Raw genomic sequence first — 16,266 nt, forward strand, 5'->3', positions numbered from 1 at the left:
ATGCATTCATATCATCACGTAAACATTATCAAGAAGAATTTGGTGATGAGATATTACTTTATAGATGCATACAATAGCGTCCAAATGTGAGGTCAAATGCGAAGCGAAGCGTGCGCGGGCGTGCCCCTCTTGCACGAGCGTATCGATGCGGGAGCCGCGGACCTTGACCATCGCGAACTCCGCCGCGACGAAAAAGCCGTTCAGAAACACCAAAACGAAGATTAAGATTAAATTCACCGCAACCGGAAAAGGGTCACCGTCCAAATTGTCCCTGCCCCCCTAACGGAGAACAGGTGCACCTCCTTTAAATTCAAAAAACAAAGACAACGACGAAACGTTCCGATTAATATTCTAAGCTTAGTCGATGTTCGGCTGCCGCGTCAAACGCAGCATCGGGCCGAAAACGGGAGAAGAAGCGGTCCGACCGGCCTTGAATCCGCTCCTATGCGGCTTGAATGCCCCTTAAAGGCCTCATATCCCGAATCCTGGCCGTTTGGACGCGGATCAGGCTTGTCGGCTTGTCCCGATTTGGCGATGCGGCAAGCTTTGTCAGGTCCGTTCGGCCTTTCTGCGGCGCATTTGGTTCGTACGAATCCGCTCCTCCATCCCCTGCTCGGTCGCCTCGTAGAACGTCTTGTTTTTTAGCTTATCCGGCAAATATTGCTGCTCGACGTAGTGTCCGGGAAAATCGTGCGGGTACTTGTAGCCGACATGCCCGAGCTTCTTCGCGCCGCCGTAATGTCCGTCGCGCAGATGCATCGGCACCTCGGCCGACTTGGTCTGCTCGAACGACGCTTCGATCTTGCCGATCGTCACCGCGATCGCATTGGACTTCGGGCTCTCGACCGCGAACAGAATCGCCTGGGCGACGATATACTTCGATTCGGGCCAGCCGATCCGGTGATACGCCTCCATCGCGCTGACCGCCTGCACCATCGCCTGCGGGTTGGCCAGCCCGATATCCTCGCTGCAAGCGACCGTCAGGCGCCGCAGGAACGTCATCGGATCCATGCCGAGCCGCTCCACGGCATATAAAAACCAATACAGCGCCGCATCGCTCGATCCGCGCACGCTCTTGTGAAAAGCCGAGAGCACGTCGTACTGCGTCGACTCGTCCGCCTGGATCGTCGGCTGGCGAATCGACTCCTCCGCCACCTCGAGCGTCACCCGGACGGAGCCGTCGGGCTCGGAAGGCGTCGTGACCGCCGCCAGCTCCAGCGCCGTCAGGGCCCGCCGAATATCGCCGTTCGCCATCGACGCAATATGGTCCAGCGCTTCCTCGTCGACATGCAGCTTCATAAAGCCGAGGCCGTTGACCGGATCGGCGATCGCCCGCCGCATCGCCTCCAGCGAATGCGCCTTCGTGAGCGCCTCGAGCCGGAACAGCGTGGAACGGGACAAGAGAGCGCCGTTGACCGAATGGTACGGATTTTCAGTGGTCGCCCCGATGAACACGATGATGCCTTTCTCGACGGCCGGCAGCAAGGCGTCCTGACGCGCGCTGTTGAACCGATGCACCTCGTCCAGAAACAGAATCGTCTTGCGCCCGTACATGCTTTTGTTGCGCTCCGCCTGCTCGATCACCTCGCGCACATCTTTGACGGACGCATCCACCGCATTAAGCCGGACGAAGTCGCCTTCCGTACGCTTCGAGATGATGTGCGCGAGCGTCGTCTTCCCCGAACCCGGCGGACCGAACAGCAAGATCGACGTGACCGCGTCTCCTTCGATCGCCCTGCGCAGCAGCTTTCCCGGCCCCACGATATGCTCCTGACCGATATATTCGTCAAGCGACTCCGGCCGCATCCGGTCGGCCAGCAGCCTCGCGGTCGGTCGCTTTTCTTCTCCATAGCTGAACAAATCCATGCGATTCCCCGCCTTTCCCATCTCTTTATTTTAGCAGACGGAAGGCGTTATCGGAAGCAACACGGGAACTGGCGTTCCCACATACGATCGCCGCCATAAGGCTACAATCGCTTTAGATCTCGCAGTAAAACGGCGCGCCTGTCGCGAATGTACTGTCGAATCGTCCTCAGCTCATCGAAAAAGCCGGCATAAGCGTCTCTCGCAAGCCGCTCCGCACGCATGTACGGGGCGATCTCCCGATGCAGCTTCTCCGCGCGCGGCATGATCGTACGCTCCGTGAACGCGGTCCCGAGCAGCGTCCGAAGCAATTTTTTATATCGTCTGCGATAAGTATTGTCGCTCAGCAGCTTGCGCGTCAAAGCGTTGTAGCCGCCGATTTCGACGAGGTCGGCGCCGACCGGCTTGCCGAAGCAATTGCGCCCCCAGGTTCCCTCGTAATCCCAAGGCGCCATCGCCCAGCGGCCGGTGGACCGGTTCCTGAATATCGCATAGTTCTGGTCGAAGCCGTCGTAATTGCCCGTGAGAACGGCGCCGGCGAGCCAACGCAGGTAATTGTCGATATCGAGACGGGATGCCAGATAGGCGGCTGTCTGCGCAGGCGTCCTTCGCCGATGAAGACCGGCGATCAAATCGCGCAGCCGCTCCCGCTCGGCGCGCCCGCCGAACCGGCGCTCGTAGCCGTCCAGCAGCGAAGCACGCGGCCTCGCCCCGAAGTCGGCGCGATCGTTGACCGCATAGAACAGACTTGATGCTCGCAGCTCTCTCCTGCGGAAAAAATCCGCGTCAACCGCCTCGATCTCCAAATAAACGCCGAGCGGCGCGCCGTTGAGCGCGAGGAGCACATGGCGGGCGGAAGGGCTGGGCAAGCCGATGCGTTCCAAAAACCAAAATGACAACGCGTTGCGAATCATCGACGGATCGTCGAGCTCCGCATTGTAATGACGCGTCCCTTCGGACGAAGCGACCTCGAACGACCGCTTCGGATAAGCACGCGTATGGCCCCCCCTGTAGCGGACGCCGACGGACGCCGCGCCTGCGCGCCAGCCTTCGATCGCCGCGGGCGAGAAGCGTCCGTTCCACAGGTTGTTTTCCATGTCGGACAAATGACGGTCCGAGATGTGCAGCATTCTGACGGGCAAGGACATGGGTCTCGCCTCCGCTTCGGGCCGCTCGCCCCTAGCATTATGGATAGCCTATTCGGGCGCCGGGCGAACGTGACGGTTCGCGCCGTCCCCTGCGAGCTTGCGCGATCAAAGGAAAGCCGCCATCCGGTAACGATGGCGGCTTGCGGCAGTTCCCATGACGATCGGTTTTAGGTACGGGTTAACGCGGCTTACGCCTGCGCTTGGCGGATGCCGTCGTTGCGGAGCGGTGCGAATGCGAGCCCGTATACGAGCGATGTCCGCCGTCGTAGCCGGTGTCCGTTCCGCCTCCGGGTCCGCCAAGCGATTCGAGTCCGGACTCCCCGCCCCATCCGAGCCCTCCTTCAAGGCCGCCTAGGCCGCCTAACCCGCCAAGTCCGCCAAGCACGCCGAGGCCGCCGAGGCCGTCACCGGCCGGTTCGATCGGCTCCGGCCGCACAGGTGCCTCGCCATGGCTTGAATGGCGATGGCTGCGGTGGCTATGGTGGTCGTCGCGATGCTTCCGACGCGGCTTGCAGCCGCATTTTTTAGGGTGCTTGCGTCGCTTTTTGGGATGCGGCTTGCCGCAGCCGGATGCGAGCAGCACGGTTTTCCCGTTAGGGGGCGATTGCTTGCTCATGACTCTACACCTCCATACGACAAGGATGATCCAGTGTATGAAGGACAACAGCGGAGTGACAGGGACAATCGCACAAATTGGGCGCGAGACGGGCAAGATGACTTTGCCATCAGCCTGCAGCCAGCTCCTCCGTCCAAATGCAAAAAGCCTTCCGCGAAAACGCCGATCAAGGCGTCCCGGGAAAGCTTTTTTGCATGCACTTTAATTAGCGATCAGGCGACTGTTCCTTTTTCCGGCCTGCCTCCACCAGCTCTCGGAAGACGACGCTCACCATGATGAGCCCCGCGACCGGCGGCACAAAGGCGTTGCTCGACGGCGGCTGCTGCGCCTTGCGGATCTCCTTGGGCGCCGTGTCCGGCACGATGCGCTGGGTCACGTCTTCCCGCGGCTTGATCGGCTCCTCGGTGGAAAAGACGACCTTGACGCCTTTTTTGATGCCCTCTTTGCGCAGCTTCGTGCGGATGACGCGGGCGATCGGATCGACCGTCGTCTTGGAGATGTCGGCGACCTGGAACCGGCTCGGATCCGTCTTGTTCGCCGCGCCCATGCTCGAGATGACCGGGATGCGACGCTCCAGGCACTGCTTGATCAGATGGATCTTGTAAGAGATCGTATCGGAGGCGTCGACGACGTAGTCGAGCGGATACTTGAACAGCTCCTCGTACGTTTCCTCCGTGTAAAACATCTTCAGCGCGATCGCGTCGCATTCCGGGTTGATCAGCTTGATGCGGTCGCGCATCAGCTCGGCCTTCGGCTGGCCGACGGTCGTCGTCAGCGCGTGGATCTGCCGGTTGACGTTGGTGATGTCCACGACGTCCTTGTCGATCAGGATGATGCGCCCGATGCCCGACCGGGCGAGCGCCTCGGCGGCGATGCCGCCGACGCCCCCGATCCCGAGCACGGCGACCGTGCTTCCCTTAAGCGTCTCGAGTCCCTCGGGTCCGATGGCAAGCTCCGTGCGCGAGAATTGGTGCAGCATAGGATCGCTCCTCCCTTGGCCTTTAAGCTCCGGTTATTCCTTGGCGGCAGCCGGCTCGGCGCCGGCCTCGGACTCGGACTGCTCGGCCGGCGCGGCCGCCTTCGCCTGGGCGGCGAGCGCCTTGGCGGACAGCCGGATGTGCAGGTCCTCGAGCTGCTTGTGCTCGACGCCCGACGGCGCGTCCGTGAGCAGGTCCGTGGCGCTCGCCGTCTTCGGGAAGGCAATCGTCTCGCGCAGGTTCGTGCGGCCCGTCAACAGCATGATCAGACGGTCGAGGCCGAAGGCGATGCCGCCATGCGGAGGCGTGCCGTAGTCGAATGCGTCGAGGAAGAACCCGAAGCGTTCCTTCGCTTCTTCGAGCGTGAAGCCGAGCGCGGCGAACATCTTCTCTTGCACTTCGCGGCGGTAGATGCGCATCGAGCCGCCGCCGACTTCGTAGCCGTTCAGGACGATATCGTAAGCCTGCGCGCGAATGGCGCCGGGGTCGGTATCGAACAACTCGATGTCTTCGTCGCGCGGACGGGTGAACGGATGGTGCTCGGCCACAAAGCGTTTGCCCTCTTCGTCCCAGCCGAGCAGCGGGAAGTCGACGACCCACAGGAACTTGAACTTCGTGTTGTCGATCAGGCCGAGATCGCGGCCGACCTTGAGGCGCAGGTTGCCCATGACGTCGGCGGCCGTCTTCAGCTTGTCGGCGGAGAAGCAGAGCAGGTCGCCGTCTTCGACGCCGAGGCGTTCGGTCAGCGCGGCGATCTCTTCGGGCTTGAAGAACTTGACGATCGGGCCTTTCCACTCGCCGTCCTTGACCGTAATCCAGGCGATGCCCTTGCCGCCGTAGCGGGCCGCGAACGGCTGCAGGTCGTCGAGCTCCTTGCGGCTCCAGCTCGCGCAGCCCTTGGCGTTCAGCGCCTTGACGACGCCGCCCCCGGCTGCGACAGAAGCGAACACCTTGACGTCGCTCGTCTTGACGATGTCGGTGACGTCCTCGATCTCCAGGCCGAAGCGCAGGTCCGGCTTGTCGGAGCCGTACTTGTGGATCGCGTCGTGGTAGGTGAGGCGCTGGAACGGCGTCTCGATCTCGGCGCCGATCGTCTCGCGGAACAGGCGCGCCATCAGCTCCTCCATCATGCCGAGCAGCTGATCCTGCGACAGGAACGACGTCTCGATGTCTACCTGTGTGAATTCAGGCTGACGGTCGGCGCGCAGATCCTCGTCGCGGAAGCAGCGCGCGACCTGGTAGTAGCGCTCGATGCCGCCGATCATGAGCAGCTGCTTGAACAGCTGCGGCGACTGCGGCAGGGCGAAAAATTCGCCCGGGTGGACGCGGCTAGGCACAAGGTAGTCGCGCGCGCCTTCCGGCGTGCTCAGCGTCAGGATCGGCGTCTCGACGTCGAGAAAGCCATGCTCGTCGAGGAAGTCGCGGAACACTTTGGTCGCCTTGGAGCGCAGGTACAGCGTACGCTGCATCTCCGGGCGGCGCAGGTCGAGATAGCGGTACTTCAGGCGCAGCGACTCGTCCACCTCGACGCCGTCCTCGATCGGGAACGGCGGCGTCTTGGCGCTGTTCATGATCTCGACCTCTGTCACCTGCACTTCGATCTCGCCGGTCGCAAGGTTCGCGTTCACCGTCTCGGGATCGCGTTCGACGACTTTCCCCTTTACCGCGAGCACGTATTCGTTGCGCGCGCGTCCGCCGAGCTCCAGCGCGTCGCCCGAAAACTCGGGGTTAAATACGATCTGCACGATCCCGCTGCGGTCGCGGAGGTCGTTGAACAGAATGCCGCCGAAGTCGCGCCAGCCCTGCACCCATCCGTTCAGCACGACCGTTTGCCCTACATGTTCCTTCGTCAGCTTTCCTGCGTCAAACGTTTTTAGCATCGTCATTGCGCTAACCCCTCTTCTTCTTGTTCGTTCCATTCGTTTACCGCTTCGGCCAGCTTGGCGAGCGGCACCTGCCGCTGCTCCTGCGTCTTGAGGTTCTTCAAACCAACCTCGCCGCGCGCGAGCTCGTCGTCCCCGATGACGGCCGCATAGCGCGCGCCGATCCGGTCCGCGGCTTTAAAAAGCGTCTTCGTCTTGCGGCCCTGGTAGTCCTTGTCTGCCGACAGGCCCGCTTCGCGCAGCCGGTAGAGCAGCCCCGGCGTCTCCCGCTCCGCCCGCTCGCCGAGCGCGATCACGAACACGTCGACGGCCGGTCCAAAGTCCGGCTTCGCGTTCTGGCTCTCGAGCAGCATGACCGTGCGCTCAAGCCCGATACCGAGGCCTACGCCCGGACGGTCCTCGCCGCCGATCTGCGAGACGAGGCCGTTGTACCGGCCGCCGCCGCCGATCGTGTCGATCGCGCCGATACCCTGCGCCTTGTACTCGAACGCCGTGTGCGTGTAGTAGTCCAGTCCGCGCACGAGCCGCGGATTGACGCGATACGGGACGCCCATGTCGTCCAGGTACTGCCGCACGAGCGCGAAGTGCGCGCTGCAAGCCTCGTCGAGGCTGTCGAGGATCGATGGCGCGCCCTCGAACTTGTCCTGGTCGACCTTGCAGTCGAGCACGCGCAGCGGATTGCGCTCCATGCGGGACTGGCAGTCTTTGCACAGCGTATCCTTGATCGGACGAAGGAAGCCGAGCAGCGTCTCCCGGTACGCCGCGCGCACCTCGGGCGTGCCGACGGAGTTGATGTCGACGGTCACGCCGGTCAAGCCCACTTCCTTATAAAAAGAATAGCCGAGCGCTACGACTTCGGCGTCGAGCGCCGGATCCTCCGAACCGATCGCTTCCACCCCGAACTGGTGGAACTGCCGGTAGCGGCCCGCCTGCGCCCGCTCATACCGGAACATCGGCCCGATGTAATACAGCTTGGACAGCTCCGGCTCGCCATACAGCTTATTTTCGACATAAGCGCGGACGACGCCCGCAGTTCCTTCAGGACGCAGCGTCATGCTGCGATCGCCTTTGTCCATGAACGTATACATTTCCTTCTCGACGATGTCCGTCGTCTCGCCGACTCCGCGCTGGAACAGCTCGGTCGCTTCAAAGACGGGCGTACGGATTTCTCTGAACCGGTACTTTCTGGCGACGTCCCGCGCGGTCCGCTCGACGTACTGCCACAGCTCGGACGCGCCCGGCAGGAAGTCCTGCGTGCCCGGCGGCTTCTGAAATGCCATTGCTGCACCACCCTCTCGAATTCGTCAAAAAAAGCTCTCGTCCCGGACGGCGCATCGCTGCGCCATCCGGGACGAGAGCTCGTATAAGGCTCCCGCGGTACCACCCGTCGTTCGAACGCGCTCTTCCGCAAAGGATGCGGAAGCGATCGCGATCGCTCTTGAAGCCGGTTAACGCCCGGCCGACGCCTGCTCGCTACTGATCGCGGAATGCGGCGTTCGCGCTTGAGCGCAAGTCGCCTCACATCCGCCCGTTCGCGGGAGGTTCTCGGGGATGTTCGTTCGTCCGGTCATCGGCGGATCGCTCGCAGCCGTAAGGCGATCCTCTCTGGAGACGTGGGTCCGGAGTACTTGTTCCCGTCATGGAATCTATGGCTTGTTACAATTGAGTTTCATTTTACCCTTCGGCGGCCCGGCCTGTCAAGAAATGACGCATGCTGAACTTATCGCACCTTTTTAATCAATAACGATTCTCATTCTCATGAGAATGTGGTACGATAACGGAAAAGAGTCCTGCAGCCAGCCTGCAGCCTGGCTCATTATGCGATTATAAAGGAGCGATCTATCGCTTATGCAACCGAACGTATTCGACGTCACGATCGTCGGCGGCGGCCCGGCCGGGCTGTACTCCGCATTTTATAGCGGCCTGCGCGAAATGAAAACAAAGCTGATCGAATATCAGCCGTTTCTCGGAGGCAAGGTGAACGTCTATCCCGAGAAAATGATCTGGGACATCGGCGGCCTCACGCCGGTGACCGGCGAGCAGCTCGTCAAGCAGCTCATCCAGCAGGGCCTCACCTTCGGTCCCGAAGTCGTTCTGGGCGAAAAGGTCGCATCCATCTCCAAAAATGAGGACGGTCTGTTCGTCCTGTGCACGGATTCGGGCGACAAGCACTATTCGAAGACGGTCATTGTGGCGGTCGGCGGCGGCATCCTCAAACCGACCAAGCTCGCCATCGACGGCGCGGACCGGTTCGAGGTGTCCAATCTTCACTATACCGTCAAATCGCTCTCCCGCTTCAAAAACAAGGTCGTGCTGATCTCGGGCGGCGGCAACTCGGCGATCGACTGGGCCAACGAACTGGAGCCGATTGCGTCCAGAGTATATCTGACCTATCGCAAGGACACCTTGAAGGGCCATGAAGCCGAGATTACGAAGCTGAACAGCGGCTCTGTCGTCTGCCTGCTGAATACGGCAATCGACCGGCTTATCGCCTCCGACGATCACGAAGCGATCCGCAGCGTCCTGCTTAAGAACGTGGAGGACGCTTCCACGGTCGAGCTTCAGGTTGACGAAGTCATCATCAATCATGGTTACGAGCGCGACAGCGACATGCTCGACAAGAGCGACATCGACGTCCGGATGAGAACGGATTGGGGCATCGACGGCACGCCGATGAGCGAGACGTCCGTGCCGGGCCTCTATGCGGCCGGCGATATTCTGGTGCACGACGGCAAGCTCCATCTGATCGCGGGCGCCTTCCAGGACGCGGCGAACGCCGTCAACAAGGCGAAGCAGTACATTACGCCGGACGCGCTTGCATACGGCATGGTCTCCTCGCACAACGACGTGTTCGCGAAGCGCAATGCAGAGCTGAAAAAGCAGATGTTCGCCAAGCAGTAGCGCCTTCGCCAATCCTTAGAGCAAGAAAGAGCCCGCTCGAGAATCGAGCGGGCTTAAGTTTGTTGCTGTATAGAAAAAGGGGGTCACCGACTATATTAGTCGGAATTCATTAAGGGCGGATGAAGCTAACATTACGGGTTTGTTACAATCGCGGGAATTGACGTTGCTCCGCCTGCGGCGAACGACCAATCCGGCCGCACGTCATCCGCGCTTCGGACGGCGAGGCCGAAGTCCGCCGCCGGCGGACGCGTCCGCTGGCGCCAGCTCAGCCGCGAACTCCTCGCCCATCAGCGACTGCGCTTCGCGGCGATCCGCACCCGGCAGCGTCCTGCCCGCCCGATCCATCCGCGCTTCCTTCGGGGACTGGCGCATACGATCGCTCCTTTCCATATTGAAAAAGGATTACGATACGTAGTGTTGCCCCGGCTTTCCGTTTCCATTCAACGGCTGCCGACGCGCGGTCGGGAAGCCGGCGCGCCTTCGCGCGCAAGCGTTATTCCTTCGTATCCAGAATGAGCGTCACCGGACCGTCGTTCGTCAGCGTCACGTCCATCATCGCGCCGAACGATCCGGTCTCGACCGTTAATCCGGCATCGCGCAGCAGCTCGTTAAAACGGTCATAGAGCGCGGAAGCCGCCTCCGGTCTCGCAGCGCCCATGAAGTTCGGACGCCGCCCCTTGCGGGTATCCCCGTACAGCGTAAACTGCGAGACGGACAAGATCGCGCCGCCCGTCTCCTTCACGGACAGATTCATTTTCCCGCCTTCGTCCTCGAAAATGCGAAGCCCGGCGATTTTGTCCGCCATCCATATGGCGTCCCGTTCGGTGTCCTCGTGGCCGACGCCGACGAGCAGGAGCAGCCCCGCTCCGATCTCCCCGACCGTTTTTCCTTCGATATCGACGCGGGCGCGGGACACCCGCTGCAATACGACTTTCATCGTCCAAACGCTCCCTTCGCGCATAAACGGCGACCGTATCGGCCGCCGCAATGGTCGTTATGATAGGCTGGATTCCTTATTGCATGAGCCGCTGCACGGAGAAAATGTCTTTGATCCGCTTGATCTTGTCGACCACGTTCTGCAGATGCTCTTTGTTGCGGATCAGGATCGTCAGGTGCATGATCGCGACCTTGTTGCGATCCGACCGGCCCGAAACGGCCGCGATGTTGGTCTTGCTCTCCGACACCGTCTGCAGCACTTCGTTGAGCAGGCCGCGGCGGTCGTGGCCGAGAATCTCGATCTCGACGCTGTAGCTCGCCTCGACCTCCTCGCACCATTCGACCTCGATGACCCGCTGCGCTTCTTCGCCTTCGGCTGCCGTCGGCAGGTTCTGGCAGTCCGAGCGGTGGACCGATACGCCGCGCCCGCGGGTAATGTAGCCGATGATCGGATCGCCCGGCACCGGGTTGCAGCAGCGTGCGAAACGGACGAGCAGATTGTCGACGCCCTTGACTCGAACGCCGCTCGACGTGCGCGGCCGGTTCGCGGCGGCTGCCGCCGAAGGCGCGCGAACCTCCTTGACCTCGCTCGTCAGCTGGATCTGCTGAGCTTCCTCGGCTTCCCGGCGCAGCTTCTCGGTCAAGCGCGTGACGACCTGCGCGGCCGTGATGCCGCTGAAGCCGATCGCGGACATCATATCCTCGGTATCGTTAAACGTAAACTTGCGGGCGGCCTCGAGCAGCTTGTCGTCGGTCATCCACTCGGAAGGCTCGAGCCCCAGGCGCTTCAGCTCGCGCTCGATCGCGTCGCGGCCCTTCGCGACGTTTTCCTCGCGCTTTTCCTTTTTGAACCAGGCCCGAATCTTGGCGCGCGCATGCGAAGACTGCGCGACCTTGAGCCAATCCTGGCTCGGCCCATACGAATGCTTGGACGTGAGAATCTCGACGATATCGCCGGTCTTGAGCTTGTGGTCGAGCGGCACGATCCGGCCGTTGACCTTGGCGCCGATCGTCCGGTTGCCGACTTCGGTATGAATGCGGTACGCGAAGTCGAGCGGCACGGCGCCGGCCGGCAGCTCGTACACTTCGCCTTTGGGCGTGAACACGAAGACGAGGTCGGTGAAAAAGTCCATCTTCAGCGACTCCATGAATTCGGCCGCGTCCCGCGTCTCCTGCTGCAGCTCGATGATCTCGCGGAACCAGTTCATCTTGTCGCCGAAGCTGCCGGCCACGTTGCCGGATTCCTTGCCTTCCTTGTAGGCCCAGTGGGCGGCGATCCCGTATTCGCTCGTGCGGTGCATGTCCCAGGTACGGATCTGCACCTCGGTCGGCTCGCCCGTCGGTCCGACGACGGTCGTATGGAGCGACTGGTACATGTTCGCCTTGGGCATCGCGATATAGTCCTTGAAGCGGCCCGGCATCGGCTTCCAGAGCGTATGGATGATGCCCAGCGTCGCATAGCAATCTTTGACGTTGTCCACCAGGATGCGGATCGCCAGCAGATCGTAAATCTCGTTAAACTGCTTGCCGCGCTCCGTCATCTTTTTGTAGATGCTGTAAATATGCTTGGGACGGCCCGAGATATCGCCCTGGATGCCCATCTCCTCGAGCTTCTCGCGAATCCTGTCGACGAGCTCGGAGATATACTGCTCGCGCTCCGTCCGCTTTTTTTTCATCAGATTGGCGATCCGGTAATATTGCTGCGGGTTCAGGTAACGAAGCGCAATATCCTCCATCTCCCACTTGATCGCGCTCATCCCGAGCCGGTGCGCGATTGGACAGTAGATCTCCATCGTCTCGTGCGCGATGCGCCGCTGGCTCTCCTCGGACTGAAACTTCAGCGTTCGCATATTGTGCAGGCGGTCCGCCAGCTTGATGAGAATGACGCGGATGTCGTTGGCCATCGCGACGAACATCTTGCGGTAATTCTCGTTCTGCTGTTCTTCCTTGGACCTGAACTGGATCTTCTCCAGCTTCGTGAGCCCGTCCACGAGACCCGCGATCGTCTCGCCGAACTTGCCGCGCACGTCCTCGACCGTCACGGTCGTATCTTCGACGACGTCGTGCAGAAGCGCCGCTTCGACGGTGACGACGTCCATCTGCATCTGCACCATGATCTCCGCGACCGCTAGGGGGTGGAGAATATAAGGCTCGCCAGATTTGCGCAGCTGCCCCCGGTGCGCCTCATCGGCGTATTCGTAGGCCTCCCGGATGCGCTCTAAGTCCTGTTCCTTCATGTATGTCGACGCTTTTTCAAGCAGCTGCTCCATGCCCATGCCATGTTCCTTTCCGCTCCGGGCCTGCGCAAAAAAACGCGGGCCGCCGCGAATCGTGAGGTATTCCCTCCATTATGCCTCTTGGCGGAGGGAACCGTCAACAGCCTGCGAGCGCCGTCAAGCGCCTTCGATGGGCGAAATGGGCGGATGGGATGTCGGCTCCGCCAGCGGCAGCGAGAAGGTGAACACGGTGCCCGCCCCTTCGACACTGTCGACGGAGGCCGCGGTGCCGTGCTTCTCGAGCACGAATTGGACGATGGCAAGACCCAGGCCGCTGCCCGTTCTTGCGGAGCGGGCTTTGTCGGATTTATAGAAACGCTGCCAGATTTTATCGAGCTCTTCGCCGGGGATGCCGACGCCGCGATCCCTTACGCCGATGCGCGCGCGTTCGCCGTCGCGAACCGCCTCCACCTGCACGGTACGGCCGTTCGGCGAAAATTGGATGGCGTTCAACACGAGATTCGCGAGCGCCTGGTCGATCCGGTCGGGGTCCGCCCGCACCCACAGATCCTCAGCGTCCCCGATTAGCTCGAGCTTGATCCCCCTGCGCTCCGCGTCGGGGGACATGCGGGCGAGCAGTCCGCGGATCCAGCTGCTGAGATTGTACGGCACAGGCGAGATCGCAAGCTGTCCCGCTTCCATGCGCGCCATATCTAGCAAATCGTTCACGAGCCGGTTCATCCGCTGCGTCTGCTCGCGGACAAGTCCCAGGTAATGCCTTTCTTTATCCGGCGGCACGGCGCCGTCCAGCATCGCCTCGACAAAGCCGCCGATCGACGTGAGCGGCGACCTTAGATCGTGCGACACGTTGGCGAGAAAATCTCTGCGCATCCGGTCGAGACTTCCGAGCTCGGCGGACATGCGGTTGAGCGACGATGCCAACTCCCCGATCTCGTCGCGATGGCGGTCGGGCAGCCGGACGTCGAACCTGCCTTTGGCGATGTCCCCGGCCGCCTGTGTCATGCGTCTGAGCCTCGCCGTCATGCCGCGCGAGACGACAAGCACCATGAGCGTAGAGACGACCAGCATCGTAATCATAATGTTGCGGAACAAGCCGCTGAATACGTTGAAGTCCTGCTGGAACGCCTGAGAAACGACCAGGATCGTCTGCGCGCTCCAAGCCGCGTCGCCGCCGATCGGCCCTGCCGCGATGCGAATCTTGCCTTCCCCCGACGCGTCTCCGGGCCGCCAGCGCTTGTCCCTGGCTGCCAGCGTCTCCCGCAGCGCCTGCGGGTCGATGTCGACGGTGCCGACGGCGTTCGGACTGACCGACTGAAGCACGACCTCCCCTCCACGGTTCAGGACGACGATCGTCCGGTTCGGTCCTCCGCTCATCTGCAGCGCGGACGTCAGCTGCGCGCGGCTCCACTTCTCCCGGTACGCGCTGCGCACGAGCGCCGCCGTTACATCGAGCTGGCGCTCTTCCAGCCGGTCGTTGCGGTCCCGCAGCTGCGACCTTACGAAGCGGTCGGACACGAACATCGTGATCGCGAAGGAAATGAGCAGCACGGCAAAAAAAGCGAGCAGCAGCTTGACGGTAATGCCGCTGTACCGGCTCATGCTCCGCTCACCTCGAATTTGTAGCCGACGCCCCGTATCGTTTCGATTCGATAATGCTCCGTCATGCCGATCTTCTCCCGGATTCTCTTGATGTGCACGTCTACCGTGCGTGGATCGCCGTCGAATTCGTAACCCCATATCCGGTCGAGCAGTTGATCTCTGGTGAACACCCGGCCGGGAATCGAAGCGAGCAGATGCAGCAGCTCCATCTCCTTGGGCGGCAGCGTGAGCTCCGACCCGCAGCACTCGACGATATAGCGGTCGAGGTCGATCGTAAGGTTAGGGATCCGGATCGGCTCCCGCGCGAATCCCGGCATCGTCCGCCGCAGAACGGCGCGCACGCGCGCCATCAGCTCCTTCGGATCGAACGGCTTCACGAGGTAATCGTCCGCGCCGCGCTCGAAGCCCTTGAGCTTGTCGTAGCTTTCGCCTTTGCCCGTCAGGATGATGATCGGCGTCGAGCGCTCCGCCCGGATCTTGCGGCAGACCGCCCAGCCGCCGAGGCCGGGCAGCATCAAGTCCAGAATGACGAGATCGGGAGGCACGGAGGAAAAAAGATCCCAGCCGTCCTCTCCGTCCCCCGCGACGTCGAACCCGAAGCCTTCGCGCTGCAGGTACAAGCCGATCAACTCGCCGATGTACGGATCGTCTTCGATGACGAGGATGTGCGCGGACAACCGGCCTGCCCCCTTTCTTATCTATAGCTTTGTTATTGACGCAGCGCCTCGACCGGATTGAGACGGGAGGCCCGCCTTGCCGGCAAATATCCGAACAGCACGCCGACGCCGATCGAAAAGACGACTGCGATCACCATAATATCGACGGAGGGCGAAGCGGGCGAATCCATCATTTTGCCGACGAACTTCGAGCCGCTCGCGCCGACCGCCACCCCGGCGATGCCGCCGAGCAGGCCGATCATCGATGCTTCTGCGAGAAACTGGAACAAAATGTCGCGCTGCTTCGCGCCGAGCGATTTGCGGATGCCGTTCTCCCGCGTGCGCTCCGTAACCGAGACAAGCATCATGTTCATGACGCCGATGTCGCCGTCGAGCAGCGAGATGGCCGCCACGTAGGTGAGCAGCGTCGACACCGAAGTCGATACGGATGTGATCGTCTCGAGCAAGTCCTGCTGGTTAAAAACGTTGTAGCTGTCTTCGTCGTTGCGGAAAAAGGACTTGAGGTTGTTTTCAAGGGCGGCCTGCGCCTTATCCACGTTTTTCTCGCTGTCGACCTGTACGTAGATCGTGCGGATCGCGTCGGTCTGGAGCACGACGCGCGCCGTAGACAGCGGCACGATAACGACGTTGTCGCTCGAGCCGTTCGTCGTGCTGCCCTTCGAAGCGAGGACGCCGACGATCTTGTACGGAATGCCGTTCAGCGATATTTTGCTGCCGACCGGATTGCTCATTTTCAGCTCCGTCACGACCTCTGAACCGACGACCGCCACCTTCTGCTTGAACGAATCGTCGATGTCCATGATGAAACGCCCCTGCGCCACTTCGTAATCGCGTATATCGGCAAAGGCCGAAGTCGTCGCGTTGACGGACGCGGAATAAGTCAGCGTGCCGGACTTCGCGGTTACGTTCCCGCTGATGTTCGGCGCAAAGCTGTCGACGTTGTCCACGTCCGCCAGCGACTGCACGTCGGTCGGCTTGATGCTGGTGACCGCGCCGCGGCCGACGACGTTAACCGTCAGCATGTTCGTGCCGAGGCCCTGGAGCTGACTCTTGACCTGCTCCGACGTACCGTTTCCGATCGCGACCATGATCGTCACCGACGCGACGCCGATCAGAATGCCGAGCACGGTGAGCAGCGTACGCAGCGGCTGGGCGCGGACGCTCCCCCAAGCCATGCGGATGCCTTGGCTCAGCTTCATGAAGCGACGCTCCTCTCTTCGGTCAGCTTGCCGTCCTGGATACGTACGACGCGCTGCGCCTGCTCGGCGACCTTCGGATCGTGCGTGATGAGCACGATCGTGTTGCCTTCGGCGTTCTGCTCCTTGAGCAGGCCGATGGCGTCCCGGCTCGTCTTGCTGTCGTGCGCGCCCGTCGGTTCGTCCGCGAGCAGCTGCGGTGGGCGCCCCGCGAGCGCTCTGGCGATTGCTAC

The 16,266-nt window shown here is 61.7% G+C and carries 13 protein-coding genes and 2 pseudogenes; 1 reads left to right on the forward strand and 14 read right to left on the reverse strand.

Annotated elements, in window-relative coordinates:
- Positions 1–75 precede the first annotated feature (75 nt).
- The 7 genes and pseudogenes from KVT38_RS31640 to hisS form a co-directional block, all read right to left on the reverse strand.
- Positions 76–264 (reverse strand): annotated as a pseudogene (locus tag KVT38_RS31640) (CNNM domain-containing protein); the annotation flags it as partial.
- Positions 265–549: 285 nt separating this feature from the next.
- The gene (locus KVT38_RS31645) at positions 550–1,866 is read right to left on the reverse strand and encodes a replication-associated recombination protein A (protein WP_217597747.1); all 1,317 of its coding nucleotides are present in this window, start codon (positions 1,864–1,866) and stop codon (positions 550–552) included.
- Between the two features lie 101 nt (positions 1,867–1,967).
- The gene (locus KVT38_RS31650) at positions 1,968–3,011 is read right to left on the reverse strand and encodes a CotH kinase family protein (protein WP_217597748.1); all 1,044 of its coding nucleotides are present in this window, start codon (positions 3,009–3,011) and stop codon (positions 1,968–1,970) included.
- Between the two features lie 178 nt (positions 3,012–3,189).
- On the reverse strand, positions 3,190–3,627 hold the full coding sequence (locus tag KVT38_RS31655; protein ID WP_217597749.1) for a hypothetical protein: 438 nt from the start codon (positions 3,625–3,627) through the stop codon (positions 3,190–3,192).
- Positions 3,628–3,832: 205 nt separating this feature from the next.
- On the reverse strand, positions 3,833–4,606 hold the full coding sequence (locus tag KVT38_RS31660; protein ID WP_217597750.1) for a tRNA threonylcarbamoyladenosine dehydratase: 774 nt from the start codon (positions 4,604–4,606) through the stop codon (positions 3,833–3,835).
- Positions 4,607–4,639: 33 nt separating this feature from the next.
- On the reverse strand, positions 4,640–6,484 hold the full coding sequence (gene aspS / locus KVT38_RS31665; protein WP_217597759.1) for an aspartate--tRNA ligase: 1,845 nt from the start codon (positions 6,482–6,484) through the stop codon (positions 4,640–4,642).
- A 2-nt stretch (positions 6,485–6,486) separates the two neighbouring features.
- Entirely contained in the window at positions 6,487–7,767 is a 1,281-nt protein-coding gene (gene hisS, locus KVT38_RS31670; protein WP_217597751.1) for a histidine--tRNA ligase, read from the reverse strand.
- Positions 7,768–8,335: 568 nt separating this feature from the next.
- On the opposite strand from hisS, the gene KVT38_RS31675 reads away from it, so the two are divergent.
- Positions 8,336–9,388, forward strand: a complete 1,053-nt coding sequence (locus tag KVT38_RS31675; RefSeq protein WP_217597752.1) for an NAD(P)/FAD-dependent oxidoreductase — start codon at positions 8,336–8,338, stop codon at positions 9,386–9,388.
- Positions 9,389–9,589: 201 nt separating this feature from the next.
- Here the strand turns inward: KVT38_RS31675 and KVT38_RS31680 are convergent, their stop codons facing one another.
- From KVT38_RS31680 to KVT38_RS31710, 7 genes and pseudogenes are all read right to left on the reverse strand, one after another.
- The gene (locus KVT38_RS31680) at positions 9,590–9,760 is read right to left on the reverse strand and encodes a hypothetical protein (RefSeq protein ID WP_217597753.1); all 171 of its coding nucleotides are present in this window, start codon (positions 9,758–9,760) and stop codon (positions 9,590–9,592) included.
- Between the two features lie 121 nt (positions 9,761–9,881).
- On the reverse strand, positions 9,882–10,325 hold the full coding sequence (dtd, locus tag KVT38_RS31685) for a D-aminoacyl-tRNA deacylase (protein ID WP_217597754.1): 444 nt from the start codon (positions 10,323–10,325) through the stop codon (positions 9,882–9,884).
- Positions 10,326–10,401: 76 nt separating this feature from the next.
- Entirely contained in the window at positions 10,402–12,600 is a 2,199-nt protein-coding gene (locus KVT38_RS31690; protein ID WP_217597755.1) for a RelA/SpoT family protein, read from the reverse strand.
- 117 nt (positions 12,601–12,717) lie between these two features.
- On the reverse strand, positions 12,718–14,160 hold the full coding sequence (locus KVT38_RS31695) for a sensor histidine kinase (RefSeq protein ID WP_217597756.1): 1,443 nt from the start codon (positions 14,158–14,160) through the stop codon (positions 12,718–12,720).
- Positions 14,157–14,837, reverse strand: coding sequence for a response regulator transcription factor (locus KVT38_RS31700; RefSeq protein ID WP_217597757.1), 681 nt, complete (start codon positions 14,835–14,837; stop codon positions 14,157–14,159). The genes KVT38_RS31695 and KVT38_RS31700 overlap by 4 nt, the downstream gene beginning before the upstream one ends.
- Positions 14,838–14,869: 32 nt before the next feature.
- Entirely contained in the window at positions 14,870–16,036 is a 1,167-nt protein-coding gene (locus KVT38_RS31705) for an ABC transporter permease (protein WP_217597758.1), read from the reverse strand.
- Positions 16,033–16,266, reverse strand: a pseudogene (locus KVT38_RS31710) (macrolide ABC transporter ATP-binding protein); the annotation flags it as partial. The pseudogene KVT38_RS31710 and the gene KVT38_RS31705, both read right to left, overlap by 4 nt.

Origin of the sequence: Cohnella sp. GbtcB17, from assembly GCF_019091135.1 — a bacterium.
GTDB lineage: Bacteria > Bacillota > Bacilli > Paenibacillales > Paenibacillaceae > Cohnella.

What these genes read in the sequence shown, in the direction of transcription:
- KVT38_RS31645 (WP_217597747.1), bottom strand. Translation starts at nt 1,866, where the DNA reads ATGGATTTGTTCAGCTATGGAGAAGAAAAGCGACCGACCGCGAGGCTG.
- KVT38_RS31650 (WP_217597748.1), bottom strand. Translation starts at nt 3,011, where the DNA reads ATGTCCTTGCCCGTCAGAATGCTGCACATCTCGGACCGTCATTTGTCC.
- KVT38_RS31655 (WP_217597749.1), bottom strand. Translation starts at nt 3,627, where the DNA reads ATGAGCAAGCAATCGCCCCCTAACGGGAAAACCGTGCTGCTCGCATCC.
- KVT38_RS31660 (WP_217597750.1), bottom strand. Translation starts at nt 4,606, where the DNA reads ATGCTGCACCAATTCTCGCGCACGGAGCTTGCCATCGGACCCGAGGGA.
- aspS (WP_217597759.1), bottom strand. Translation starts at nt 6,484, where the DNA reads ATGCTAAAAACGTTTGACGCAGGAAAGCTGACGAAGGAACATGTAGGG.
- hisS (WP_217597751.1), bottom strand. Translation starts at nt 7,767, where the DNA reads ATGGCATTTCAGAAGCCGCCGGGCACGCAGGACTTCCTGCCGGGCGCG.
- KVT38_RS31675 (WP_217597752.1), top strand. Translation starts at nt 8,336, where the DNA reads ATGCAACCGAACGTATTCGACGTCACGATCGTCGGCGGCGGCCCGGCC.
- KVT38_RS31680 (WP_217597753.1), bottom strand. Translation starts at nt 9,760, where the DNA reads ATGCGCCAGTCCCCGAAGGAAGCGCGGATGGATCGGGCGGGCAGGACG.
- dtd (WP_217597754.1), bottom strand. Translation starts at nt 10,325, where the DNA reads ATGAAAGTCGTATTGCAGCGGGTGTCCCGCGCCCGCGTCGATATCGAA.
- KVT38_RS31690 (WP_217597755.1), bottom strand. Translation starts at nt 12,600, where the DNA reads ATGGGCATGGAGCAGCTGCTTGAAAAAGCGTCGACATACATGAAGGAA.
- KVT38_RS31695 (WP_217597756.1), bottom strand. Translation starts at nt 14,160, where the DNA reads ATGAGCCGGTACAGCGGCATTACCGTCAAGCTGCTGCTCGCTTTTTTT.
- KVT38_RS31705 (WP_217597758.1), bottom strand. Translation starts at nt 16,036, where the DNA reads ATGAAGCTGAGCCAAGGCATCCGCATGGCTTGGGGGAGCGTCCGCGCC.